The organism is Streptomonospora wellingtoniae, assembly GCF_031845375.1.
Lineage (GTDB): Bacteria > Actinomycetota > Actinomycetes > Streptosporangiales > Streptosporangiaceae > Streptomonospora > Streptomonospora wellingtoniae.
Map to the genome: position 1 here is coordinate 41432 of NZ_JAVREK010000014.1, position 23331 is coordinate 64762.

Sequence of the window (23331 nt, forward strand, 5' to 3'; positions counted from 1 at the left end):
GGGTCGACGTCTGCGTCGTAAACGTCAGGTGTCACCTGTACCAACGCGTCGCCGCAGCTCCGTTATGCCCGCGAGTCTACTGCTGGGCCGCAGCGGTCTTCGCACGTCAGGGCTGCGGGGGAAGCGGGGCCGGGCAGGGTTCGCCGGACACCGGCCCGTTCAGACCACGGCCAGCGCGTGCGGCTCCACGTCGGTCAGTCTCCGCCGGCCCTTGAGGAAACCGAGTTCCACGAGGACCGAGAATCCCACGACCGTACCACCGGCCTTGTCGACGAGTTCCACCGCGGCCCGTCCGGTGCCGCCGGTGGCGAGTACGTCGTCGACGATCAGGACGCGGCTGCCCGGACTGACGGCGTCGGCGTGCATCTCGACCGTCTCCGAGCCGTACTCCAGATCATAGGACGCGCGGTAGGTCTCACGCGGGAGTTTCCCCGCTTTGCGCACGGGGACGAAGCCGGCGCCCAGCGCGAGGGCGATCGGCGCGGCGAGGATGAAGCCGCGGGCCTCCAGCCCGAGCACCGCGTCCACTTCCGACTGCGCGTAGCGAGCGGCGATCCCCTCGACGACGGCCCGCAGCGAGTCGGGCTCGGCCAGCAGAGGGGTGATGTCCTTGAAGACCACCCCTTCCTCGGGGAAGTCGGGAACGTCGCGCAGACCGGCCTTGATCAGGGAACTCAGGTCAGCGGGCATGACAGGGGAAGTCTCCTCATCAGGTCGGTGGCACGGGTGCCGGGAAGGCGGCGCGGCCTGCCGCAGGGCGACCGGTCGGGCGGCACGTGGCGGACGCGGACACGCGAAGGCGGCGGGCCCCGCCCCCGGGGGCCCGTTCGGTGCCGCCGGCTGCTACCTCGGGCCGTCGTTCTTGTCGTCGTTGCCCGGAAAGTCGGGCCGGTCCTCGACCGGGGTGTCGTCGCTCACGCCGTCGTTGGGACGGACCACGTCGCCCACGCCGGCCTTGAGCATCCTGATCCGCGTACCGGGGGAGATCTCCAACTCGATCTCGCTGTCGCGCACCTCCACGACGGTGGCGTAGAAGCCCGCCTTGGTCAGTACCTCGACACCCGGCTGCAGTTCGCCCTGCATCTTGGACTCCTGCTGCTTGCGCTTCTGCTGCGGGCGCAGGATCAGCAGCCAGAAGACCAGTGCGATCAGCACGAACGGCAGGATCATCCCGAGGAGCCCGCCTTGTCCCTGGGCGCCATCGGCCAAAATTGTCTGAGCCAGCACGGGGTGTCCTTCCATCGTTTGTTCCGACCTTCGCGGCCGCGCCGCCACAACGGGTGGCGGGGCCGTGTCCGCGGCTGTCGCCGCCGCAGGTCAACGCTCCGCAGGCGGCGCGTGTTCCCATCGGCCGCACGCCCGTGGGCATCGTTGCCGTTTCGCAAGGTCCGGGACTCAGTTTACCTACCGGCCCTGCGGTTTCGCCCGGGCCCTGCCCGCGGTGTCGGCGGCCGGGGTCCGGAGCCCGGGACCCGGCGGGACCGGTGACCGGCTAGGAGCCGCCTGTCTTAGGCGCATCGGCGGTACGCGGGGCGGCCGCGCTGTCCGCGGCGGCGGCGGCGCCGAACGCGGCGTCGGGGGGCGGTGCGATGCCCAGGTGGCTCCAGGCGTCGGGGGTGGCGACGCGCCCGCGCGGGGTGCGGGCGACGAAGCCGGAGCGCACCAGGAACGGCTCGGCCACGACCTCGACCGTCTCGGGCTCCTCCCCCACCGCGACGGCGAGGGTCGACAGACCCACCGGCCCGCCGCGGAACTTCCCGCACAGCGCCTCCAGCACCGCGCGGTCGAGGCGGTCCAGACCGTGCGCGTCGACCTCGAACAGCGCGAGCGCCGCGCACGCGGTGTCGCGGGTGAGGCGGCCGTCGCCGTGCACCTCGGCGTAGTCGCGCACCCGCCGCAGCAGCCGGTTTGCGATGCGGGGCGTGCCGCGCGAACGGCCGGCGATCTCGGCGGCGGCGTCGCCGTCGACCTCGACCCCCAGCAGGCCGGCCGAGCGGTGCAGGATGCGCTCAAGGTCGGCGGCGGCGTAGAAGTCCATGTGCGCGGTGAAGCCGAAGCGGTCGCGCAGCGGCGCGGGCAGCAGGCCCGCGCGGGTGGTGGCGCCGACCAGGGTGAAGGGCGCCACATCCAGGGGGATGGCGGTGGCGCCCGGGCCCTTGCCCACCATCACGTCGACGCGGAAGTCCTCCATGGCGACATAGAGCATCTCCTCGGCCGGACGCGCCATGCGGTGGATCTCGTCGAGGAACAGCACCTCGCCCTCGTGCAGGGTCGACAGCACGGCGGCGAGGTCGCCGGAGCGCTCGATCGCCGGCCCGGAGCTGATGCGCAGCGGCGAGCCCAGCTCGGCGGCGATGATCATGGCCAACGTGGTCTTGCCCAGGCCGGGGCCGCCCGACAGCAGCACGTGGTCGGGGGCGCGGCCGCGCCGCTGGGCGCCGCGCAGCACAAGCGTCAACTGCTCCCGCACGCGCTCCTGGCCGACGAAGTCCTCAAGGCGCCGCGGCCGCAGCGCGCCCTCGAGCGCGCGCTCGTCGGAGTCGGCGTCGGCCGAGACGGCGTCCCGCTCGTAGTCGCTCATGGTTTCGCCATTCCTAGGCGCGGCTCAGGCGGCGCAAGGCGCTGCGCAGCAGCACGGCCACATCGGGGGTGTCGGCCGCCTCGGAGGCGACGGCGTCGGCCGCGGCCTCGGCGTCCTTGGCCGACCATCCCAGGTTGACCAGGCCCGAGACCACCTGCGGCCGCCACGGCGCTTCGGGGGAGGGAAGGGCGCCGTGCTCGGCGACGGCGGGATCGGCGGCCCGGGGCGGGCCGAGCTTGTCGCGCAGCTCCAGGGCGATGCGCTGGGCGCCCTTGGGTCCGATGCCCGGAACGCGGGTGAGGGCGGCGGTGTCCTCGGCGGCCACGGCGGCGCGCAGCGTATCGGGGGTGTGCACCGCCAGGATGCCCAGCGCCAGCCGCGGCCCCACACCGCCGGCCTGCTGAAGGCGCTCGAACACGTCGCGCTCGTCGTAGTCGGCGAAGCCGTAAAGGGTCAGCGAGTCCTCGCGCACCACCAGGGAGGTGGCGACGGTGGCGTTCTCGCCCACCCGCAGTCCGGCGAGGGTCGCCGGTGTGCAGTGCACCGTCATGCCGACACCCCCGACCTCGATCACGGCGGTGCCGCCTGCGCGGGCGGCCACCCGGCCGCTGAGGAACGCGATCACTGCGAAGGTCACCTTCCCTGGGGATCGGGAGTGCGGCGGGAGCGGCGCGCGAGCTCCACCTTGCGGGCGAAGTCCTGCTGGGCTCGGGCGATGCGGTCCTGGGCGCCGCCGCGCCAGATGTGGCAGATGGCCAGCGCGAGCGCGTCGGCGGCGTCGGCGGGCTTGGGAGCGGCATCGAGGCCGAGCAGCCGCGCGACCATGGCCTGGACCTGCGCCTTGTCGGCGCGACCGCTTCCGGTGATGGCGGCCTTGGCCTCGCTGGGCGTGTGCAGCGCGACGGGCAGCCCGCGGCGCGCGGCGCAGGTGATGGCGACCGCGCTGGCCTGTGCGGTGCCCATGACCGTGCTGACGTTGTGCTGGGCGAAGACGCGCTCGACGGCGACGGCGTCGGGGGCGTGGTCGTCGAGCCAGCGCTCGATCCCGCGCTCCACGCCCAGCAGCCGCTCGGCGAGGTCGGTAGCGGGGTCGGTGCGCACCACGCCGGCGGCGGTCAGCGTCAGCGAGCGGCCGACGGAGCCGTCGACGATCCCCACCCCGCACCGGGTCAGCCCGGGGTCGACCCCCAGCACGCGCATGGTCGGCGGCTCCCTTCCGGCCCGGGCCTCGAACGTCCGTTCGCAGAGCCTACCGCCCGCGGGCCCCGCCGCGCTCGGGGGACACGGCCGGGCAGCTGAGGCGGTCCGGGGGGTGCGGAGCTCACATCCCGTTGCGGGAGCGGATCGCGGCGAGGTCGTCGCTGATGCGGAACAGCACGATCAGCACCTCCAGGCCCACGCGGGTGAGCAGCACCGCCACGGCGCCGCCGACCAGGGAGCCCAGCAGCGTGAGCAGCCCGGCCACGGGGGCGATGCTCATCTGCCCAAAGGAGTTGACGACACCGCTGAGGGTGAAGACGGCGATCAGGACCAGCCAGAGAACGAACAGGACCGTGATGATCCGGGTGGTGACGAAGCTGCGGAACCGGAGGTCGAACAGCGCCGCCAGGAAGCCGCCTCCGCCGCCCGCGGGAGGCGGGGCGGCGGGCGCGGGGCCCCCGGCGCCGCCGTAGGGCTGCTGGGGCGGGTGCTGTGGGCCCGGCTGCGGCCCCGAGGCGCCGGGCGGCACGGGCGTGTCCGGCTGCCCCGGTTGCTGCCCCGGGTAGCCGCCGGCGCCGGAGTGGCCCGGGGTGTTCGGGCCGGGCTGCCCGTACTGGCCGCCGTAGTCGGGGCGGCCGGGCTCGTAGGGGTTCTCGCCGGGGGGATTCATCAGGAGCTCTTCCTCACGGGGGCGGTGCTGACTGCTTCGGCGAATGGCCACCTTATCGTGCGCGTCGCTCGGCCGCGGGGCGACCGGCGGCGGGCGGCCCGCGGCCGGCAGCGCCGCGGGCCCGGCGGGAACGAAACGCCGCACGCCCCGCATCCCGTCTCCGGGTGCGGGGCGTGCGGCGAAGGTGCGCGCGGCGAGCGGGGCGCTAGCCGATCTTCTCCATGACCTCGTCGGGGATGTCGGCGTTGGTGAAGACGTTCTGCACGTCGTCGGAGTCCTCCAGGGCGTCCACGACGCGCATGACCTTCTTCGCGTCCTCCTCGCCCACCTGCACCTCCACGCTGGGCAGGAAGGAGGTGTCGGCCGAATCGTAGTCGATTCCGGCCTCCTGCAGGGCGGTGCGCACGTTGACGAGCTCGCTGGGCTCGCTGACGATCTCGAAGGACTCGCCCAGGTCGTTGACGTCGTCGGCGCCGGCCTCGACCACGGCGAGGGTCACGTCGTCCTCGCTGACGCCCTCCTTGGATACCAGCACGACGCCCTTGCGGCTGAAGAGGTAGGAAACCGAACCGGCGTCGGCCATCGACCCGCCGTTGCGCGTGACCGCCACGCGCACCTCCGAGGTCGCGCGGTTGCGGTTGTCGGTGAGGCACTCGACCAGCAGCGCGACGCCGCCCGCGGCGTATCCCTCGTACATGACGGTCTGCCACTCGGCGCCGCCGGCCTCCTCGCCCGAGCCGCGCTTGCGGGCGCGTTCGATGTTGTCGAGCGGGACCGAGCTCTTCTTCGCCTTCTGGATGGCGTCGAACAGGGTGGGGTTGCCCTCCGGGTCCCCGCCGCCCGTGCGCGCCGCCACCTCGACGTTCTTCACCAGCTTGGCGAAGAGCTTGCCGCGCTTGGCGTCGATGGCGGCTTTCTTGTGCTTGGTGGTGGCCCACTTGGAGTGGCCGCTCATGCCTGTCCTTTCACCATGTCGACAAAGAGCCGGTGTATCCGCGGGTCACCGGTGAGTTCGGGATGGAAAGAGGTAGCCAGCAGGCCGCCCTGTCGTACCGCCACGATCCTACCGGCCCGCTCACCGTAGGCGATCTGGCCGAGGACACGCACGCGCTCGCCGACCGACTCGACCCAGGGCGCGCGGATGAAGACCGCTTCGAAGGGGTCTCCGCCCACGCCGTCGACGTCGATCCCCGCCTCGAAGGACTCGGTCTGTCGCCCGAAGGCGTTGCGCCGCGCCGTGATGTCGAGACCGCCCAGGGTCTGCTGGTCCGCGGCACCGTCGAGAATGCGGTCGGCCAGCAGGATCATGCCTGCGCAGGTGCCGTAGGCGGGCATGCCGTCGCCGATGTGCTTGCGCAGCGGCTCGACGAGATCGTAGCGCGCGGCGAGCTTGGACATCGTGGTGGACTCCCCGCCCGGCAGGATCAGCCCGTCGACCCGGTCGAGGTCCTCGGGGTGGAGGACGGGGACGGCCGGGACGCCGAGCACGCCGAGCACGCGCAGGTGCTCGGCGGTGTCGCCCTGCAGGGCGAGAACGCCGACGGTGGGGGTCGCGGACACGTGCTTCCTCGCTTCGGTGGCTGTCGGTCGCCGGTGCGCGGCGCAGCGCCGAGCCGGCGCGGGGCGCACCCGCGCCGGCGGCGCCGGCGGAGCTACCAGCCGCGTCCGGCGTAGCGCTCGGACTCCTCCAGATCGTCCAGGTTGATGCCGACCATGGCGTCGCCGAGGCCGCGGGAGACCTTCGCGACGACCTCGGGGTCGCGGTAGTGCAGGGTGGCCTGGACGATGGCGTCGGCGCGCTTGGCGGGGTCGCCGGACTTGAAGATGCCCGATCCGACGAAGACGCTCTCGGCGCCGAGCTGGCGCATCAGCGCGGCGTCGGCAGGGGTGGCCACGCCGCCGGCGGAGAACAGCGGGACCGGGAGCTTGCCGAGCTTGGCGACCTCCTTGACGACCTCGTAGGGCGCCTGGATCTCCTTGGCGGCGCCGAACAGCTCGGGCTCGTCGAGCGTACCGAGCCGGGCGATCTCGCGGCGGATGGCGCGCATGTGGCGGGTGGCCTCGACGACGTTGCCGGTGCCGGCCTCGCCCTTGGAGCGGATCATGGCCGCGCCCTCGGCGATGCGCCGGAGGGCCTCGCCGATGCTGGTGGCGCCGCAGACGAACGGAACGGTGAACGCCCACTTGTCGATGTGGTAGGCCTCGTCTGCGGGAGTCAGCACCTCGGACTCGTCGATGAAGTCGACGCCGAGGGACTCCAGGACCTGGGCTTCGACGAAGTGGCCGATGCGTGCCTTGGCCATCACGGGGATGGAGACCGTCTCGACGATGCCGTCGATCATGTCGGGGTCGGACATGCGGGCCACACCGCCGTGCTGGCGGATGTCGGCGGGCACCCGCTCCAGGGCCATGACCGCGACGGCGCCGGCGTCCTCGGCGATCCGGGCTTGCTCAGGGGTGACCACGTCCATGATCACGCCGTTCTTGAGCTGCTCTGCCATCCCGCGCTTGACGCGGGTGGTGCCGACGGCGCTGCCTGCCGGGGTGTCAACGGTGTTGGTCACGGTTGCGGATCTCCCAATTAGTCATTCGGCCGGGGCGGGCGGCCCGGTGCGCGCTGGATGGTCGACGTGGCACGTCAGCGGCGCGCCGCCGATGCTGTCCCGGTTTCCATGGTAGTTCACCTTTTCGGATGGCCCTGTGACGGCAACAGTGCGGGCCCGCCTGCTGTTCCGCGAGCTCCCGCCCGCGGACGCGCGGCGGACGCCGGGGGCCCGTACGCCCCCGGCGCGCTGGCTGCAACCGGGACACCACCGTCGATCTTGTAGCCATCGCAAATGGCAATCGCTTTCATTCACGACAGCTACAAGATCGACGGGTGGGGGCGCGCAGAACGTCGTCGGCGATCTAGTCGCGCTCGGCGGCGGGGGGCTCGTCGTCCATCTCGAAGAACTCCGGCATGGGCGCGCTTCCGGCCAGGCGGAGCAGGCGCACCAGCCGGCCCGCGCGGGCGTCGCGGATGCCGGAAACGGCGTCGTTGTAGAAGTGCCGCGCCAGGAGCACGCGCTTGGCGGCGGACTCGACCTCGGCGACGACGTCTGCGACGGCGCCGTCGGGCCGGCCCGCCAGCTCCACGGCGAACCCGGGCTCGCCCAGAACGGCGCGCAGGGCGCGCGAGAGGTTGCTCTCGGCCAGTTCGCGGGCCGCGCGGCCGTCGCCGTGGGCGCGGCGGGCGCGGGCGGCGGCGTCGCCCAGCAGCAGCGCCGATGCCGGCTCCAATGCCCGGGATCCTGTGAGCTCAAGGACGACCGCGCCGCGCCGCAGCAGAGCCGCGTCGAGCGCGGCCCAGGCGGTCTCGACGCGGATGTGCAGCCGGTCGAGCCGCCCCGCCCGCCAGGACACGTACGCCGACAGCAGCACCAGCGCCGCGACGGCCAGGCCTGCGATCAAGATCCACGTGGACATCGGCGGCTACACGATCTCAGAGCGGCCGGCGGTGACCGGGCCGTGGCCGCGGTCCAGCGGAAGCACGGTCTCGTAGACCTGGGCGACGTCGGCGGCCACGGTGGTCCAGTCGTAGGCGCGCACGGCCTTGCGCGCAGCGCGGGAGAGTACCCGGCGGCGCACGGGGTCGTCGAGCAGCTCGGCGGCCCCGCGCGCGAGGTCGGCGGGCTCGCCGGCGGCGAACAGCCGGCCGGCCTCACCGTCGCGCAGGACCCGGGCGAAGGCGGGGATGTCGCTGGCGAGGATAGGGGCGCCGGCCGCCATCGCCTCGGCGAGCACGATCCCGAAGCTCTCCCCTCCCAGGTTGGGTGCGCAGAAGACGTCCACCGAGTGGTACGCGCGCACCTTGTCCGCCTCGTCGACCCGGCCCAGGCAGACGACGCGGTCGCGCAGCTCCGGTGCGACGCGCTCGCGGACCTCGTCGGCGTCGCCGGGACCGGTGACCAGGAGCCGCAGGCCGGTGCGGTCGCGGGCGAGGGCGTCGAAGGCGTCCAGCAGCACGCCCAGGCCCTTGCGCGGCTCGTCCAACCGGCCGAGGAAGCCGATCGCACCGCCCTCGCCCGGCCAGCCGTCCAAGGGGCGAGCCTCGGTGTAGCGGTCGACGGCGACGCCGTTGGGGATGAGCACGGCGTCGCCGCCCAGGTGCTCCACGAGTGTCTTGCGGGCCGCTTCCGAGACCGCGATGCGGCCGTTGATCTTCTCCAGCGCGGACTGGAGCACGCCGGCGGAGGCCGCGAGGGCCCGGGAGCGGGGGTTGGAGGTGTGGAAGGTGGCGACGATGGGGCCTTCGGCCACCCAGCAGGCGAGCAGGGACAGGCTGGGCGCCGCGGGCTCGTGTACGTGCAGGACGTCGAAGGCTCCGTCCCGGATCCAGCGGCGCACGCGGCCGGCGGCGCGGAACCCGAAGGAGAGCCGTGCCACCGACCCGTTGTAGGGCACCGGCACCGCGCCTCCGGCCGAGACCAGGTAGTCGGGCAGCCGGGTCCCGGTGTCGCACGGCGCCAGGACCGACACCTCGTGGCCCAGGTGCAGCAGCGCTTCGGCGAGGTCGCCGACGTGCTGCTGCACGCCGCCGGGCACCTCCCAGGTGTAGGGGCAGACCAGACCGACCCTCATGGCCTCGTTCGCCTCCGACTCCGACTGCGGCCGCGCCGCGGGGCGGCCGCCGGCGGTGCGGCGGGGAACTCCTCGACGCTGCCCTGGTCGTGCTCGCCCCCACTGCCGGCCAGGGGGTCGAGGTCGGCGGTGAACACGCGCTGGAGCATGTGCCAGTCCTGGGGGTGTTCGGCGATCGCCTGCTCGAATACCCGGGCCAGCCGCTGGGTGGTGGCCCGTACCCGGTCGGCCCGCGAGTCCCCGCCGGCCGGGGCGACCTCCTCGTGGACGTGCACCCGCATGCGTCCGCCCTCATACCACAGCGACACCGGCACCAGCGCGGCTCCCGTGCGGTCGGCCAGGACCGCGGGACCGGCGGGCAGGCGCGCCGGCTCGCCGAACAGCTCCACCTCCACTCCGGACTCGGTGAGGTCGCGGTCGGCGAGCAGGCAGACGAAGCGGCCGCGGAGCAGCCGCCGCGCGAGCACACCGGCGCTGTGGGCCGTCCCGCCGGTCAGCGGCAGCACCTCCATGCCCAGGTGTTCGCGGAACGATACGAAGCGCTCGAACAGCGGCTCGGGCTCGAGCCGTTCGGCCACCGTGGTAAGCGGGATGCCGTAGCGGGTGACCCAGGCGCCGGCGAGGTCCCAATTGCCCATGTGCGGAAGCGCCGCGACCACGCCGCGGCCGCCGGCCATGATGCGGTCGATCCGCTCGATACCGGTGCACTGCACCCGCGCGCGCAGCTCCTTCTCGCCGAGCGCCTCCAGCAGGAACATCTCGTAGAAGTAGCGCAGGTAGGAGCGCATACCCGCGCGGGAGAGCGCTCGGATGCGGTCCTCGCCGGCAGCGGGGCCGGCCACGCGCCGCAGGTTGGCTTCGAGGCGCCTGACGCGGGGGCCCCGCCGCAACCAGCTCCAGTCGGCGACGGCGCGGAACGCGGCGCGCCCGGCGCGCTCCGGTACGCACCGCAGCACGGCCCAGCCCGCTGTGTACAGCGCAGTGGTGGCGCGTTCCCGGGGTTGCATGCCGCCCCTCCCCCGCTCAGACGGAGCCGGTGTCGCCGGCGGTGCGCCGCGGCCGGGTGAGCCGGTTGCGGGTCTCGATCAGGCGCTGGACTACAGTGATGCCGCTGAGCAGGGCCAGGATCCACAGCCCGGCGGGCAGGACGTAGGGCACGTCCAGCCCGCCCAGGCCCGCGGCCACCAGCAGGATCACCAGCCGCTCGGCGCGCTCGGCTATGCCGACGTCGCAGTTGGCGCCCAGCGCTTCGGCGCGCGCCTTGATGTAGGAGACGCCGAACCCGGCGACGAGGCAGAACAGGCTGACATAGCCCAGGGTCGGGTTCTCGCCGCCGCCGAAGAACCACAGCATGAGGCCGCTGAGGATCGCCGCGTCGGAGAGCCGGTCAAGCGTGGAGTCGAGGAAGGCGCCCCACTTGGTGGTGTTGTCGGAGGCGCGGGCCACGGCACCGTCGAGCATGTCCAGCAGCACGAAGCCGGTGATGACGGCCGAGCCGGCGAAAAGCTCGCCCAGGGGGTAGAAGACCAGTGCGCTGACGACGACGCCGAGGGCGCCGACAAGGGTGACCGTGCTCGGCGTGATCCCGAGCTTGGCCAGCAGCCGACCGAGGGGCAGCAGCAGTCGGCTGAACAGAGGACGCAGATATCTCAGCATGATCTCTCAAGATCGTATTGCGCAGGAGGCGGAGGCGGCCACACGGCGCTCCGGCGGCACCGGCCCTGCATCGCCCGGTACCCCCTCGGCCGCCGCCGCCACGGTCGGCGGAGGCGTCGGCGTCAGGGAGCTTGCCCCGGGTCGAGGCTGCAGGCCGGGGTGCCTCCCGGCATCAGGTGGCGGTGACGGGCGACCCACTGGTAGGCGCCGGCGGCCAGCGGGCGCAGGGGCGCGCGGCGCAGCAGCCACCCCACGGGCGGCCACAGCGGGCGCCGACTGGCGAGCATGAGCACGGCGATCGCGTCGGCGCCGCCCCACAGCCGCCTGCCGGAGGCGTCGAGCAGCAGGACCTCCTCCCGGGCGCGGGCCCGGGCCGGTGCGGACAGTCCGCTGCGCTGCCAGGGCACGGTGCGCAGCCGCGGCTCGACGTAGCGGCGGGCCAGGCGGGCGCTACTGGTGCAGAAGCCGCAGTCGCCGTCGAAGACCAGCACGGGTGCGGGGTGCTGTGTGGCGATGGGACTCACCTCTTCTTCCGCGGCTGTCACGCCTCGGGCCAGGACTCGGCGAGGGTCTCGCGGGTCTGCCGGAGGAGCTCGGGCAGCACCTTGGTGCGCCCGATCACGGGCATGAAGTTGTTGTCGCCTCCCCAGCGCGGCACGATGTGCTGGTGCAGATGGGCGGCGATACCGGCCCCGGCGGGCTCGCCGAGGTTCATGCCGACGTTGAACCCCTGCGGCCCGTAGGCGCGGCGGAGTGCCGTGATGCCGGACCGGGTCAGCCAGGAGAGCTCGGCCGTCTCCGCGTCGTCGAGCAGGGTGAGGTCGCCGACGTGCCGGTAGGGGCAGATCAGCAGGTGGCCGCTGTTGTAGGGGTAGAGGTTGAGCACGGCGTAGCCGGTCGTGCCGCGGGCCACCACGAGGGACTCGGCGTCCGCCAGTCCGGGGGCGCGGCAGAAGGGGCAGCCGTCGTCGGGCGCCGGGCCGCTGGGCTTGTTCTCGCCCTGGATGTAGGCCATGCGGTGCGGGGTCCACAGGCGCTCGAAGCCGTCGGGGTCGCCGAAGGGGGCCTCCCGCTCGGCTTCACTCATCGTCGGCTCACCTCACCGCGTATCGACGCCGCCACACTTCGCGGTCCGCACCGCGGCGGCCGTGCTGGCTCCAGCATAGGCCGCCCGGGCCAGGGGGGCCGAACAGCCTGCCGCTCCGCCCGGTCCGCCGCGCAGACCGCGGCGTTCCGGGCGGGCCCCGGCGGCTCCCCGCCGCGGTCAGTCGGTCGTGGCGCGCTCCTCGCCGGAGTCGCCCCCGCCGGCCGTGTCCTCATCGGCGCCGTCTTCGGCGTAGCGGCTGCTCAGCTTGACCGGGGCGCTCTTGGAGCGCCGGCGCAGCAGGTTGAGGACCTCCACGAACAGCGAGAAGCCCATGGCGGTGTAGATGTAGCCCTTGGGCACGTGGAAGCCGAGCCCGTCGGCGACCAGGGTCATGCCGATGAGCAGCAGGAAGGCCAGCGCCAGCATCTTGATCGTCGGGTGCTTGTTCACGAAGCGGCTCAGCGGCCCGGCCAGCACCAGCATGACGACGACCGCGATGACCACCGCCGCGACCATCACCCAGATGCCGTTGGGCTGGTCGCCGATCATGCCCACCGCGGTGATGACCGAGTCCAGCGAGAAGATGATGTCCAGGGCGACGATCTGGATCAGCACGGCGCCCATCGCGGCGCGCACCTGCGAGCCCGCGTGGTCCACCTCGCCTTCGAGGCTTTCGTGGATCTCGTAGGTGGCCTTGCCGATGAGGAAGAGCCCGCCGACGAGCAGGATTATCGACTGGCCGCTGAACTCGAACGAGCCGAGGGAGAACAGCGGCGCCGTAAGCCGCATGATCCACGTGATGGAGGCCAGCAGCAGCAACCGGCTGATCAGGGCGAGGCCGATGCCCAGTTGGCGCGCGCGGGCGCGCTGGTGCTCGGGCAGCTTGTTCGCCAGAATCGAGATGAAGACGAGGTTGTCGATTCCGAGGACGATCTCCAGCGCGGTCAGCGTGAAGAATCCGACGATCAGGTCCGTGGTCATGGCGGGGTCGTCAGCTCCGGGGATCTGCGGGCGGGGGACATGTGCGGGCGTGTGGAGTCTAGATCATGCCGATGTGTGCCGTTGGTAAAGGACACCCGCCGGCGGCGGCCGGATCAGGCCGCTCACACGCCGAGCAGGGTGCGGAGGTGGCGCGGAGCCGGCGCGCCGTGGGCCAGGACGCCGTCGTGCAGGTCGCGGCGGGAGGCTCCGGGACGTGCGGCGGCCGAGTCGCGCACGATCGCCGACACCTCACGGTAGCCGGTGTAGTAGGTGGACAGCTGCGCGCTGCTGAGCCGGGCGCGCCGCCACTTCCCGGCGGCCTCGCCCTCCTCCTGGTGGCCGCGTTCCACCAGCAGCGACATGGCCTCGGACTCGGTCATGCCGTGGGCGTGCACGCGCACGTCGAGGATGGCGTTGATGATCGTCCGCAGCAGGGTCTTGAGCTGGACCAGCCGCATGCGCAGGTTGAGGCCGGGGTCGTCGGCGCACCAGCCGTCCGCGTGCAGGGCCTCCTCGGCGTAGACGGCCCAGCCCTCGATGAAGGTGTCGCTGAACAGCGCCCGGCGCAGCCGGGTGCCGCCGGAGTAGCGCGCCCCGTGGGCGAGCTGCAGGGCGTGCCCGGGGACGCCCTCGTGCACCATCAGCTCGCGCAGCATGTCGGCGTTGTACTCGCGGTAGAACGAGGCGCGGCGCTCGGCGGGCCAGTCGGCGGGCGGCGGAGCGACGGCGACGAGCGTGGGGCGCTCGGGCGCGGACGAGAGCGCGCCGGGCGGGTCGCAGTAGGCGACCGACATGCCGCGGCGGGCCTCGGGCATGGCGATCACGCGCACGGGCTGGTCGGGCAGCGTGGCGAAGTCGAGCTCGCGGGCGCGATCGAGCAGGTGCTCCAGCGCGCGCTCGCAGGCGGGCCGCACGGTCTCCTCGGTCGTCGCGGACCCGGCGGCGATGCGGTCGAGGACCTCGCGCACCTGGCCGGGGCGCGGCGGCGCGCCGGCGAAGTCCGACGCGGCCTCGGCGATCGCCTCCTCGGTGGCCAGCAGGTCGCTCTCGGCCCGGGTGAGAAGCGCGTCCTGGGAGAGTTCGGAGTCGAGCGTGTACCACAGCCGGGCCGCGTGGTCGCGCGCGCCCAGGCGCGGGTCGGCGTCGGCGGTCTCGACACGGGAACGCAGCCAGTCGGCGTGCTTGTGCAGCGCGGCCGCCGCGCTGCCGCGGGCGTCGTCCGCGCCGGCGCGCAGGGCCGGTGTCCGCACGTGCTCGGCGAGGCGGTCGATGCCGTCGCCGAGCAGCCCGAGGATTCCCTCGGCGCGCCCGATGGCGGTCTCGACGTGGACGCGCGGCATGCCGGGTCCGCCCTCCAGGCGCTCGCGGGCGGTGGCGAGGAAGCCGGGTACGGCGGCACAGCGCGCCGTGATCGCGCGCAGCCGATCCTCGGCGGGCAGGTCCTCCCCGGCGAGGATGCCGTAGAGCGCGTCGCCGGGCAGATGCACCAGGGGGTCCCACGTCTGCGGGCGCAGCTCGGTGAGCTGCCACAGGTCGGCCGAGACGCGGTTGCGCAGCATCTCCAGGTCGACGCGGTCGGCGGCGGGCAGCAGCAGGTCGTCGATCTCGTCGAGGGCGCCCAGGGCGTCGGTGAGCACGCCGGCGCGCCGGGCGTCGGCCTCGGAGGAGTGGTCGGCGAGGCGGTCGGAGAAGCGGTGGTCACCGAGGTCGTCGGCCCACTCGGGTGCGTCTTCGAGGAGTGCGTCGAGGATGCCCTCGCCGACCGCGTGGAAACGGTCGGTCATCGCGTTGGCGCCGGGCTCGGGCCGGTCGCGGGAAGGGTCGGAAGTCATCGCCTGCTATCTTGCACCGTCACCGCGCGCGACGCACCCCGTCTGCACAGGCCGGGTGCCGCGCCGCGGTCGATACGCTCGCCGACCAGCAGCAGCGACCATTGGAGGAACCCGGTGCAGTTCACCCGCATCGTCGACCTGAGCCGGACCGTGGGGCCCGACACGCAGGCCTTCCCCGGGGACCGGGAGCCGCACGTGGAGCGCTCGGCCACCGTGGCGGTGGAGGGGTTCAACTCCAGCGCGGTGCACATGAGCTCGCACAGCGGCACCCACGTCGACGCGCCCTATCATTTCCTGGACGGCGGGCAGCGGCTGGAGGACCTGCCGCTGGAGCGGTTCACCGGTCCCGCGGTGGTGGTCGACGCGACGGGGCGCCCCGACCGCTCGCCCGTCACGGCTGCGGACCTGGAGCCCTGGCGGGACCGCTTGGCCCCGGGCGCGGCGGTGCTGGTGCGCACCGGATGGGACGGGCACTACGGCACTCCCCGCTACTTCGACCACCCCTACCTGGACGCGAGCGCGGCCCGCATGCTCGCCGAGTCCGGGGTGCGCTGCGTCGGCGTCGACTCGCCCAGTCCCGACTCCACGCCGCACGGTCCGCACGCCCCGGGCGACTGGGCGGCGCACAACGTCCTGCTTGGGGTGGGAGCCGTGATCGTCGAGAACCTGCGCGGACTGGAGCGCGTGGACTTCGCCGACCCGCTGTTCATGGCTCTGCCGATCCGCCTCAGCGGCGGTGACGGAGCGCCCGTGCGGGCGGTGGCCGCGCGGCTCGGCTGAGGCGCACCGATACTCCCGCCCGAGCGTTCCGCGGACGCGGCCGGACCGTCCCCCGGCCGCGCCGGCTCCCGCGGCGGCCGGGGGCAGGTCAGCGCCAGGAGCCCTGTCCGCCGGTGGAGGTGGGCTGGCCCGCCCCGCCGGGGTCCCCGACGGTGATGGCGTGCTCCACGAGCGTGATCAGGGTCGACTTGGTCGAGGAGCGGTCGCGCGCGTCAACCTGGACGATGGGGATCTCCGGGCTGAGCGTCAGCGCGTCGCGCACCTCCGCGGCTGCGTGGGGGTAGTACCCGTCGAATCCGTTGATCGCCACGACGAACGGCAGCCGGGCCTCTTCGAAGTAGTCGATGGCGGGGAAGCAGTCGGCCAGGCGGCGGGTGTCGACCAGCACGACGGCGCCGATGGCGCCCTTGACCAGGTCGTCCCACATGAACCAGAAGCGGTGCTGGCCGGGCGTGCCGAACAGGTACAGGATGAGGTCGGAGTCCAGCGAGACCCGGCCGAAGTCCATGGCGACGGTGGTGGTCTGCTTGTCCGGCGTCTTCGCGAGGTCGTCGACCCCGACGCTGGCGCTGGTCATGACCGCCTCGGTAGTCAGCGGCACGATCTCGGAGACGGAGCCGACGAACGTCGTCTTGCCTACACCGAAGCCTCCGGCGACGACGATCTTGACCGACGTCATCGCACTCGCCGCGGCACCGCCCTCGTCGGCCGCGCTAGAGCTTGCGAAGTCCACTGAGCACCCTTTCAAGAAGGTTGGCGTTGGGCCGACTGTCGGTGTTGGTCGACGACGTGATCTGCAGCAGTCCCTGTTCGGACATGTCCGCCACAAGCACCCGCGCGACACCGAGCGGGATGCGCAGCAGAGCTGAGACCTCGGCCACGGAGCGCCATTCGCGGCACAGGTCGCTGATGGCCTGGCACTCGGGGGTGAGGGTCCCCGACTCGTTTCGCGCCGTGTCCGTCGAGGAGATCAGCGTCTCCAGAGGCAGCTCGGACTTGGGCTTGGTGCGCCCCTTCGTCACAGCGTAGGGGCGGACCAGCGAACTGGGGGAACTGTTGGCCGCCGCCTGCTGGTCGGCGTTGTTGTTCTGGGTTGGTCGTGGAACATCCGCGCCGCCCGGGCCTGCCGCCGGCGACCTGGGGGCGCCGGCGGGTTGCTGTCCGAACCACGAGGCGCTCCCGGCATCTCGACTGTGAGGTGCCACCACTTCCTCCTGTCGGTGGTGGTTCAGTGGATTCCCGAGGTACGCGCCGCCGGAGTCAGCGCACGCCCCGCCCGCTCGACGAGCAGGGTCATCTCGTAGGCGACCAGGCCGAGATCGCACTCGGCGGCCGCGAGCACAGCAAGGCAGGAGCCGTCGCTGATCGACATGATCAGCAGCAGCCCCCGCTCCATCTCCACGACGGTCTGCGATACAGCGCCGCCTTCGAAGACCCGGGAGGCGCCCTGGGTCAGGCTGGAGAGCCCCGAGGCGATGGCGGCCAGCTGGTCCGCCCGGTCAGCGGGAAAGCCGGTCGAGGAAGCGAGTGGGAGCCCGTCCGACGAGACGACGATCGCGTGTGCGACGTCCGGCACTCGATTTGCGAAGTCAGTGATCAGCCAGTTGAGCTCATTCACCGGTTGATTCATCTGTTCTCCTGTCCGTATCGGCCGGGGGATCGACCGCGGCCCGCGGGCCTCACGTCGGCGGCCGAATGGGCTCCTGTAGTGACCTTATTCGGTTGCTTACTGCTGATCATCACGGGAGGTGCGGATGATGCTAATCCATCGCTGTTCCGTGATATGTCAGGACCCCGGCCCGGCGGCCCGCGGCGAGTCGGAGCGCGCCTGACCGTACCCGCACAATGCACTAGTTCTCCTCGTTCGGCGCATCGCCGATCTGGTTGCGGCCTTCGCGGACCCCACGCTGGAAACCCGAGAAGCGGTTGCGCACCCGGTCTGCGGAGCGGTTCGGGACCTGCTTGACGTTTTCCGGCGTGGGAGCCGTTCCGGGCACAAGGTTTGCCTTAGGAACGCGTTTTGGCAAGCCCGAAGTCGTCAATCCGCCTGCGATGGGTTCGGCCGCGGTCTGCGCCGCCTGCCAGCCGCGGTCGGACTCGGACCGCCAGTCGTCCTCTGTTCCGTGCGGTTGCGCCGCCGCGGAGTCGCGGCCGTCGTTGGACTGGTGGGCGCCCTGGTCGTGGTGCATGTGCTCATCACCCTGTCGCGCCGGGGCGCTGTTGGCGCCCGCCGGCTCGGCTGCGCCGTACTGAGGCGCCTGGGCCGCCGGTGCGCCCTGCTGCGTCCTTTCCGACCGGCCCCGGTCGCCCCGGGCGTCGGATTCGGCGCCGAAGCGCGGCAGCGGGCCCGTCTCGGGCTCGGTCGCGGGCCCGCCACTGCGGCGCCGGAACCAGTTGGACTCGATGGCGTCGAAGATCGGCAGGGTCTCGGAGCCGCCGTCGGGAGAAGGCGGGACGACGGTGTTCTGCCCTGCTGCGCCGCCCCCGCCGCCGTAGCGCCGCGAAAGGTAGGCGGTGGAGCCGTAGCCCTCGCGGCTCTCGGACTCGCTCCACTCCGGGCGGCCCGCCTCGGCACGGGCGGGCTGCTGGCGGGGCTCCTCGGGCCGACCCGTCTGCTGCGGGTAGTGGCCGTTGGCCCCGTTGGCCCAGCCGTTCTCGGCGGGGCCGGACTGCGACGCCCGAGGGGCCGCCTCGTCGGCGGGGCGGGCGAAGGACTGCGTAGGAGCGTCTTCGCGGTACCGATCGTCGGGCCGCTGCTGCTGGTTGCGCGGCTGCTCCCGCCAGCGGCGGGTGTCCCAGGCGTCCCACTGCGGTCCGCCCGGCTGCTGCTCGGCGCGCGGCGGCTCGGCGTGCTGGGGCTCCGACGCGTAGGTCCGCGGCTCGGCGGGCTGCTGCGGCGGCCTGCTCTGCTCAGGATGGACGGGCGGCTGCGCGGCCGGCGGCTGGGGAGGTGCGGGCGGCGGTTCGGGAGCCGCCGGAGGCTGCGGCGGGCGGCTCTGCGACTGCGCGGGCGGCAGGTTCCATCCCGAGCCCTGCCACAGGTCCTCACCGCTGGGCGGGTGCTCTTCGCCGGAGCCGCCCGCGCGGTTGATGCCCGGCTCCCGCTTGGGCAGCTGCGGGCCGGCGGCGGAGTCGCGGCGGTCGCCCCAGACGGAGGGCTCGGGCGGGGCCGGGTTGGCCGCGAACGCGGCGGCGGCTTCGGCGTAGGTGTCGGGCGCGCCGGGCGCGCCGGGGGACTCCAGCGCCGGCTGCGACTCCACCGGCGTGATCAGCAGGTCGGGGGGCAGGGCGGCGTAGGCATTGATGCCGCCGTTGTGTGCCTCGTACAGACGCACGCCGATGCCGTGGCGGGCGGCCAGGCGGCTGACCACGAACAGGCCCATGCGGCGGGAGACGCCGACGTCGATGACCGGCGGCTCTGCGAGGCGGGCGTTGACGGCGCGGATCTCCTCCGGCGGCATGCCGATGCCGCTGTCGGTGACCTCGACGCGCACGCCGCCGTCGTCCATGGCCTGGGCGGTGACGGCCACCGGGGACTCGCTGGAGGAGAACGCCGTGGCGTTCTCGACCAGCTCGGCCACGAGGTGGATGACGTCGTTGACCGGGCGCCCCAGCACCGAGATGTGCGAGGGGGCGCGCACGTTGATGCGCTCGTACTCCTCGACCTCGGAGATGGCGCCGCGCAGCACATCGACGAGCGGGACCGGCTGCGCCCACTTGCGGGTGTTGTCCTGGCCGGAGAGGACCAGCAGGTTCTCGTTGTTGCGCCGCATCCGCGTGGCCAGGTGGTCCAGCTGGAACAGGTCGCCCAGACGCTCGTCGTCCTGCTCGCCCTGCTCAAGGCCGTCGATCAGCCGAAGCTGCCGTTCCACCAGGGTCTGGCTCCGCCGGGAGAGGTTGACGAACATCGCGTTGACGTTGCTGCGCAGCGCGGCCTCGTCGGAGGCCAGGCGCAGCGCCACGCGGTGGACCTCATCGAAGGACCGGGCGACCTCGCCGATCTCGTCGCGGGATCTGACCTCGATGGGGGCCACCTCGACCTCACCCTCGCCGGCGGCGCTGGACTCCTGCATCCGGGAGATCGCGCCGGGCAGGTCGTCCTCGGCGATGCGCATCGCGCCCTCGCGCAGTGCGCGCAGCGGCCGCACCAGGGAGCGCACCACCATCGAGGTGAGCGTGAAGACGGTGATGAGGACGGCCAGGACCAGGATCGACTCGATCGCGGCCCGGTTCAAGGCGCCCGACCGCAGCGAGTCGGCCTGGGCCCGCACGGAGGTGGCCAGGTTGGACTCGATCTGCGACATCTTGCCCAGGACGACGCCGGTGACCTCCTGGTAGGACTGTGGCGTGTCGCCCGGCGTCACTCCGGAGAGGTCCTGCTCGTCCCGGGCGCGCATGATGATCCGCAGCCGGGTGGTTGCCATCTGGCTGACCTCGGCGCCGACGAACGTCTCCTCGTACATCTGGCGCTGGCCGGTGGTGGCGGCGTTGCGGAAGTTGTCGCGCTCGTTCTCGAAGGTGGCCCGGCTGTCCTCGATCTCGGAGCGGATTCCCTCGGACATGTTGCCGCGCATCAGCGAATGCAGCATCAGCGCGCCCTCGTAGGAGAGCTGTTCGCGCGCCTTGGCCACTCCCGTCAGCGCGCGCACGCTCGACCGCAGCTCGGTGTCGCTCGTTCCTTCCGCGATGACCTGGTTGAAGTCGGAGAGCGAGTCGAGCACCTGGGAGTACTTGGTGACCATCGGCAGCACGGTCAGACGGGTGCTCTGCACCTCGTCTCGCACCCGGTCGAGGTTGCCGAGGCTGCCCTGCATGGTCGCCAGGCGGGTGGCCATCAGCTGGCTGCCGGGGTCGCCCAGGCCGTCGATGAGGCTCCGCACGCGCTGCTCGGCCTGGCGGCTCTCCTCGATCTGGTCCTGGAGGTCGCCCAGCGACTCGTCGGAGCGCTGCTCGTAGTTGGGGTCGTCGGCGATGAAGGCGGCGGCCATCAGGCGCTCCCGCCCCAGCTCGGTCGACAGGTCGACCACGGCTTCGCCCAGTGCGGCGGCCTTCTCGATTCGGTCGTGGGTGACCGTGTTGACGACGCTCTCCGAGATCCGCAGTCCGCCCAGAACCAGGGCGACCGCGGTGGGGATCACGATGAGTGCGATCAACCGGGGGCGCACGCGCCATTCCCGCGGTGCCCACCAGCGCCGCCGGACGTCCGCCGGCTCGGCCGCGCGGTCGGCCTGAGGCGCGCCCCGTGCGGCGCTGCCTCCGTCATCTGTCGCTCGTGTCGACACGGACCCTCGCAACCTTTCGTGTTCACCGCCTCAACCGCCGGATTCCTATTCCCTGCGGGCGGTACCGGATCGGATGGAGGCCGGTGGAGCCTGAGTGATTCCGGATGGGGCCCAACCGGACCGCCGCGCGCGGCGATCCGCGCGGAATAGAGTGGGGTTCCGCGCCCTGGCGCGCCCTCAGGGGGAATGAAGAGGCGTTGTGCACCATAAACCAAAAATGGTGCACGTGAGGTTGATAGCGTACCAATCCGTGCAGATGCCACGGTTCGCGTGAGCGGCCGCGCGCCGCACCGGCAGTCGCCGCGGCCATCGCGAAACCCCGCTTACCTGGCACGACCCGCGCCCCATCCGCCGGAGACGGGAAGGGTATCGGACCTCCGAAATCACTTAGATAACTTTTCGGACACACCCCCGACTTTGGGTGAAAAGACCACCCCGCCATGTCATCGTGCCTGGTGAGCACCGTGACATCGGAGGGAGCCCGTGCCGTCGGACCGCTGGCAGCCACCGCTTCCCGAGTCGTCGCCCGTCCCCGCCCGCGGCGGCGGACCGCGCCGCCGCGCCGCCGCTGGGGCCGCCGTTGCGCTGTGCCTGGCCCTCGGGTCGTCCGCTCCGGCGGCCGCGCCCGCCGCGGCCCGCGGCGGCGGGCCGGAGGCGGCCGCGCACGAGGCGACCCTCGCCGGCCTGAACACGCAGGCGGCCCGCATCCGCGCACGCCTTGACGGGCTCTACGAACGCGCCGACGAGAAGATCCTCGACTACGCGGAGGCGGCCGCGCGGCTGGAGGCGGCCGAGGAGGAGAGCGTGTCGGCCGGACTCACCGCCGAGCGCGCCCGCGGGCGGACCCGGGAGCTCCGCGAGGACGCCGCCGACTACGCCGCTGCCGCCTACATGGGTGCCGACCTCAGCGCCGCCCTGGCCTGGAGCTCGGCCGACGGGCCCCAGGAGGTGCTCGACCGCGGCGCCGACCTCGCCCTCGTCGGGCAGCGCCGCGGCAGCGCAGTAGAGACGGCGGGCGCGGCGCTCAGCGCAGCGGAAACGCTCGGCGACCGTGCAGAGGAGGCCGAGGAGGAGCGCCGCGAGGCAGCCGGCGAGGCCGCCGACGCCCGGGACGAGGCCTTGGAAGCGGTCGCCGAGCAGGAGGGCGCTCTCGCCGACGTCACCGCCGAGCAATCTCGGGTGGAGCTGGCGCTGCAGCGGGTCCGCGGCGACACCGGGGAGCAGGAGCAGGAGCGCGAGCAGGCCCTGGAGCAGGCCCAGGCCGCCGCGGGCGCCCAAGGCGGGCCGGGCGGCCTGTCAGGCGGCGCCAGGGCGCGCGACGGCACCGCCGGTGCCGCGGACCCCGCCGGTCAGGGCTGCACCGCGTCGGGCGCCGAGGGCTTCGCCAACGGGCGCATTCCCGCGTCCGCGCTCTGCCCGCTCCCCCAGAGGGGCGAGATGCTGCGGGCCGGCGCCGCGGCCGCGTTCATCGAACTCGACGGCGCGTTCCGCGACCGCTTCGACCGCCCGATGTGCGTTACCGACGCCTACCGGCCCTTCTCCGACCAGGTCCGGCTCTTTCGCGAGAAGGCCGCCGGCATGGCGGCAAGCCCGGGCACCAGCGCGCACGGCCGCGGCACGGCGGTGGACCTGTGCGGCGGCATCGACCGGCTCGGGTCCCCCGAGCACGAGTGGATGGCGGCCCACGCCCCCGCATTCGGATGGCGCAACCCGCCGTGGGCCAGGGGAGGCTTCGAGCCGTGGCACTGGGAGTACACCGCTTGAGCGTGTCTCAGGCACCCGACCCCACGCGCAGTTCGAACCCGCCCAGCGGCCCGCCGTCGACGTAGACCTCCTCGCCGCGCTCCAGCGGACGGCTCGGCTCCGACAGCGCAGCGGCCGCACGGCCGTCGCGTGCGTCGGCCGCCCAGTGCAGTCCTCCGTCCAGTTCGGCCCGCGCGACGCCGCTCTCTTCCACGGAGGCCTCCACGACCAGCGGCGAACCGTCGAACTCGTCGTGGGTGACGATGGCCGGCCCCACGCTCAGCGAGACCGGGACGCCGCCGGGCGTCCGCCACAGGCACGCCGGGGTGTAGCCGGCGTGCCGGCCCCGGCCGCCGAACAGCGCCATCACGCCGACGGAAGCGGTCAGCGCCGTCTCGCCCGCGGGCAGCACGACCCCGTCGTCGGTACCGCGCACCAGCGCGGGATCCACGCGCGTCCACACGTCTTCGACCCGGACGGGCACCGCGTGCTCCGGGCGCACCGGCGCGCACAGGCGGGTCTCGAACTCGACGATGATCTCCACCGGGGCCGCAAGGGCTTTGTGATAGGCGTCGGCGAGGGTGTCGCGGCTCTCTTCGAGCAGCTCGGGAACGCTCTGGGTGCCGGGGTAGCCGAACACGCAGCCGTCGTCGACGACCCCGGAGCGCTCCTCTCCCCCACTCGGCGAAAGATAGGTGACCCACCGCATCGAATGCTCCCCTCCCAGCAGCGGCCGCCGGGCCTTTCGGCCCGTTTCCTCCCGGCCTCACGGTATCCCGGCGGCGGGGGTCGGCCGTCCGCGTCCGCCGCGCCGGCAGAACGCCGGCGGCGGCGGGCCGTGAGCGGCAGGAGGGGCGCCCGCGGCGCGTCCTGCGGATACCCGGCGCCGGGCGGCTGCA

Annotated in this window: 24 protein-coding genes; 2 read left to right on the plus strand and 22 right to left on the minus strand. The window is 73.0% G+C overall.

The features are described from left to right. Positions 1–159: 159 nt before the first annotated feature. The 17 genes from RM446_RS14400 to RM446_RS14480 all read right to left on the minus strand — a co-directional run bounded on the left by RM446_RS14400 (position 160) and on the right by RM446_RS14480 (position 14627). Positions 160–690 carry an adenine phosphoribosyltransferase gene (locus RM446_RS14400; protein ID WP_311545791.1) on the minus strand — a complete coding sequence of 177 codons (531 nt, stop codon included), beginning with the start codon at positions 688–690 and terminating at the stop codon, positions 160–162. A 153-nt stretch (positions 691–843) separates the two neighbouring features. Beyond that, positions 844–1242, minus strand: coding sequence for a preprotein translocase subunit YajC (yajC, locus tag RM446_RS14405; RefSeq protein ID WP_386699399.1), 399 nt, complete (start codon positions 1240–1242; stop codon positions 844–846). Positions 1243–1492: 250 nt separating this feature from the next. Continuing rightward, on the minus strand, positions 1493–2581 hold the full coding sequence (gene ruvB / locus RM446_RS14410; protein ID WP_311545792.1) for a Holliday junction branch migration DNA helicase RuvB: 1089 nt from the start codon (positions 2579–2581) through the stop codon (positions 1493–1495). 13 nt (positions 2582–2594) lie between these two features. Continuing rightward, positions 2595–3206, minus strand: coding sequence for a Holliday junction branch migration protein RuvA (ruvA, locus tag RM446_RS14415; protein WP_311545870.1), 612 nt, complete (start codon positions 3204–3206; stop codon positions 2595–2597). 8 nt (positions 3207–3214) lie between these two features. Continuing rightward, on the minus strand, positions 3215–3781 hold the full coding sequence (gene ruvC, locus RM446_RS14420) for a crossover junction endodeoxyribonuclease RuvC (RefSeq protein ID WP_311545793.1): 567 nt from the start codon (positions 3779–3781) through the stop codon (positions 3215–3217). A 121-nt stretch (positions 3782–3902) separates the two neighbouring features. Further along, positions 3903–4451, minus strand: a complete 549-nt coding sequence (locus RM446_RS14425) for a DUF4282 domain-containing protein (protein WP_311545794.1) — start codon at positions 4449–4451, stop codon at positions 3903–3905. A gap of 205 nt (positions 4452–4656) precedes the next feature. Then, on the minus strand, positions 4657–5406 hold the full coding sequence (locus RM446_RS14430) for a YebC/PmpR family DNA-binding transcriptional regulator (protein WP_311545795.1): 750 nt from the start codon (positions 5404–5406) through the stop codon (positions 4657–4659). Continuing rightward, positions 5403–6011, minus strand: coding sequence for a pyridoxal 5'-phosphate synthase glutaminase subunit PdxT (gene pdxT, locus RM446_RS14435; RefSeq protein ID WP_311545796.1), 609 nt, complete (start codon positions 6009–6011; stop codon positions 5403–5405). The genes RM446_RS14430 and pdxT overlap by 4 nt, the downstream gene beginning before the upstream one ends. A gap of 92 nt (positions 6012–6103) precedes the next feature. Continuing rightward, complete coding sequence (gene pdxS / locus RM446_RS14440) at positions 6104–7015, minus strand: pyridoxal 5'-phosphate synthase lyase subunit PdxS (RefSeq protein WP_311545797.1); 912 nt, start codon at positions 7013–7015, stop codon at positions 6104–6106. Positions 7016–7358: 343 nt separating this feature from the next. Next, complete coding sequence (locus RM446_RS14445) at positions 7359–7916, minus strand: hypothetical protein (RefSeq protein ID WP_311545798.1); 558 nt, start codon at positions 7914–7916, stop codon at positions 7359–7361. A 6-nt stretch (positions 7917–7922) separates the two neighbouring features. Further along, positions 7923–9071: a glycosyltransferase family 4 protein gene (locus RM446_RS14450; protein ID WP_311545800.1), complete on the minus strand. Its 1149-nt coding sequence runs from the start codon at positions 9069–9071 to the stop codon at positions 7923–7925. After that, positions 9068–10078 carry a phosphatidylinositol mannoside acyltransferase gene (locus RM446_RS14455; protein WP_311545801.1) on the minus strand — a complete coding sequence of 337 codons (1011 nt, stop codon included), beginning with the start codon at positions 10076–10078 and terminating at the stop codon, positions 9068–9070. Before RM446_RS14455 ends, RM446_RS14450 begins: the two co-directional genes overlap by 4 nt. 16 nt (positions 10079–10094) lie before the next feature. Continuing rightward, a complete protein-coding gene (pgsA, locus tag RM446_RS14460; RefSeq protein WP_311545802.1) occupies positions 10095–10727 on the minus strand; it encodes a phosphatidylinositol phosphate synthase in 633 nt (210 codons plus the stop codon). Positions 10728–10849: 122 nt separating this feature from the next. After that, positions 10850–11251, minus strand: a complete 402-nt coding sequence (locus RM446_RS14465; protein ID WP_311545803.1) for a thiol-disulfide oxidoreductase DCC family protein — start codon at positions 11249–11251, stop codon at positions 10850–10852. A gap of 17 nt (positions 11252–11268) precedes the next feature. Next, positions 11269–11814, minus strand: coding sequence for an HIT family protein (locus RM446_RS14470; RefSeq protein WP_311545804.1), 546 nt, complete (start codon positions 11812–11814; stop codon positions 11269–11271). A gap of 177 nt (positions 11815–11991) precedes the next feature. Then, positions 11992–12795 (minus strand): TerC family protein, encoded by an 804-nt coding sequence (locus tag RM446_RS14475; protein WP_311545805.1) that lies wholly within the window; start codon positions 12793–12795, stop codon positions 11992–11994. Positions 12796–12917: 122 nt separating this feature from the next. Next, a complete protein-coding gene (locus RM446_RS14480) occupies positions 12918–14627 on the minus strand; it encodes a DUF885 domain-containing protein (RefSeq protein WP_311545806.1) in 1710 nt (569 codons plus the stop codon). A gap of 114 nt (positions 14628–14741) precedes the next feature. Here RM446_RS14480 and RM446_RS14485 point away from each other — a divergent pair, with 114 nt between their 5' ends. Further along, a complete protein-coding gene (locus tag RM446_RS14485; RefSeq protein WP_311545808.1) occupies positions 14742–15407 on the plus strand; it encodes a cyclase family protein in 666 nt (221 codons plus the stop codon). Between the two features lie 88 nt (positions 15408–15495). On the opposite strand, the gene RM446_RS14490 is transcribed toward RM446_RS14485, so the two are convergent. The 4 genes from RM446_RS14490 to RM446_RS14505 all read right to left on the minus strand — a co-directional run bounded on the left by RM446_RS14490 (position 15496) and on the right by RM446_RS14505 (position 20572). Continuing rightward, positions 15496–16086, minus strand: a complete 591-nt coding sequence (locus RM446_RS14490) for a GTP-binding protein (protein WP_311545871.1) — start codon at positions 16084–16086, stop codon at positions 15496–15498. Positions 16087–16120: 34 nt separating this feature from the next. After that, positions 16121–16615, minus strand: coding sequence for a DUF742 domain-containing protein (locus RM446_RS14495; protein WP_311545809.1), 495 nt, complete (start codon positions 16613–16615; stop codon positions 16121–16123). A gap of 20 nt (positions 16616–16635) precedes the next feature. Next, entirely contained in the window at positions 16636–17037 is a 402-nt protein-coding gene (locus RM446_RS14500) for a roadblock/LC7 domain-containing protein (RefSeq protein WP_131099191.1), read from the minus strand. 220 nt (positions 17038–17257) lie between these two features. After that, the gene (locus RM446_RS14505) at positions 17258–20572 is read right to left on the minus strand and encodes a sensor histidine kinase (RefSeq protein ID WP_311545810.1); all 3315 of its coding nucleotides are present in this window, start codon (positions 20570–20572) and stop codon (positions 17258–17260) included. A gap of 600 nt (positions 20573–21172) precedes the next feature. On the opposite strand from RM446_RS14505, the gene RM446_RS14510 reads away from it, so the two are divergent. Then, positions 21173–22453 (plus strand): M15 family metallopeptidase, encoded by a 1281-nt coding sequence (locus tag RM446_RS14510; protein ID WP_311545811.1) that lies wholly within the window; start codon positions 21173–21175, stop codon positions 22451–22453. A 7-nt stretch (positions 22454–22460) separates the two neighbouring features. Here RM446_RS14510 and RM446_RS14515 read toward each other — a convergent pair whose 3' ends face one another. Then, positions 22461–23141: a hypothetical protein gene (locus RM446_RS14515; RefSeq protein WP_311545812.1), complete on the minus strand. Its 681-nt coding sequence runs from the start codon at positions 23139–23141 to the stop codon at positions 22461–22463. Between the last annotated feature and the right edge of the window lie 190 nt (positions 23142–23331).

What these genes read in the sequence shown, in the direction of transcription:
- RM446_RS14400 (WP_311545791.1), bottom strand. Translation starts at nt 690, where the DNA reads ATGCCCGCTGACCTGAGTTCCCTGATCAAGGCCGGTCTGCGCGACGTT.
- yajC (WP_386699399.1), bottom strand. Translation starts at nt 1,242, where the DNA reads ATGGAAGGACACCCCGTGCTGGCTCAGACAATTTTGGCCGATGGCGCC.
- ruvB (WP_311545792.1), bottom strand. Translation starts at nt 2,581, where the DNA reads ATGAGCGACTACGAGCGGGACGCCGTCTCGGCCGACGCCGACTCCGAC.
- ruvC (WP_311545793.1), bottom strand. Translation starts at nt 3,781, where the DNA reads ATGCGCGTGCTGGGGGTCGACCCCGGGCTGACCCGGTGCGGGGTGGGG.
- RM446_RS14425 (WP_311545794.1), bottom strand. Translation starts at nt 4,451, where the DNA reads ATGAATCCCCCCGGCGAGAACCCCTACGAGCCCGGCCGCCCCGACTAC.
- RM446_RS14430 (WP_311545795.1), bottom strand. Translation starts at nt 5,406, where the DNA reads ATGAGCGGCCACTCCAAGTGGGCCACCACCAAGCACAAGAAAGCCGCC.
- RM446_RS14445 (WP_311545798.1), bottom strand. Translation starts at nt 7,916, where the DNA reads ATGTCCACGTGGATCTTGATCGCAGGCCTGGCCGTCGCGGCGCTGGTG.
- RM446_RS14450 (WP_311545800.1), bottom strand. Translation starts at nt 9,071, where the DNA reads ATGAGGGTCGGTCTGGTCTGCCCCTACACCTGGGAGGTGCCCGGCGGC.
- RM446_RS14455 (WP_311545801.1), bottom strand. Translation starts at nt 10,078, where the DNA reads ATGCAACCCCGGGAACGCGCCACCACTGCGCTGTACACAGCGGGCTGG.
- pgsA (WP_311545802.1), bottom strand. Translation starts at nt 10,727, where the DNA reads ATGCTGAGATATCTGCGTCCTCTGTTCAGCCGACTGCTGCTGCCCCTC.
- RM446_RS14470 (WP_311545804.1), bottom strand. Translation starts at nt 11,814, where the DNA reads ATGAGTGAAGCCGAGCGGGAGGCCCCCTTCGGCGACCCCGACGGCTTC.
- RM446_RS14475 (WP_311545805.1), bottom strand. Translation starts at nt 12,795, where the DNA reads ATGACCACGGACCTGATCGTCGGATTCTTCACGCTGACCGCGCTGGAG.
- RM446_RS14480 (WP_311545806.1), bottom strand. Translation starts at nt 14,627, where the DNA reads ATGACTTCCGACCCTTCCCGCGACCGGCCCGAGCCCGGCGCCAACGCG.
- RM446_RS14490 (WP_311545871.1), bottom strand. Translation starts at nt 16,086, where the DNA reads ATGACGTCGGTCAAGATCGTCGTCGCCGGAGGCTTCGGTGTAGGCAAG.
- RM446_RS14500 (WP_131099191.1), bottom strand. Translation starts at nt 17,037, where the DNA reads ATGAATCAACCGGTGAATGAGCTCAACTGGCTGATCACTGACTTCGCA.
- RM446_RS14515 (WP_311545812.1), bottom strand. Translation starts at nt 23,141, where the DNA reads ATGCGGTGGGTCACCTATCTTTCGCCGAGTGGGGGAGAGGAGCGCTCC.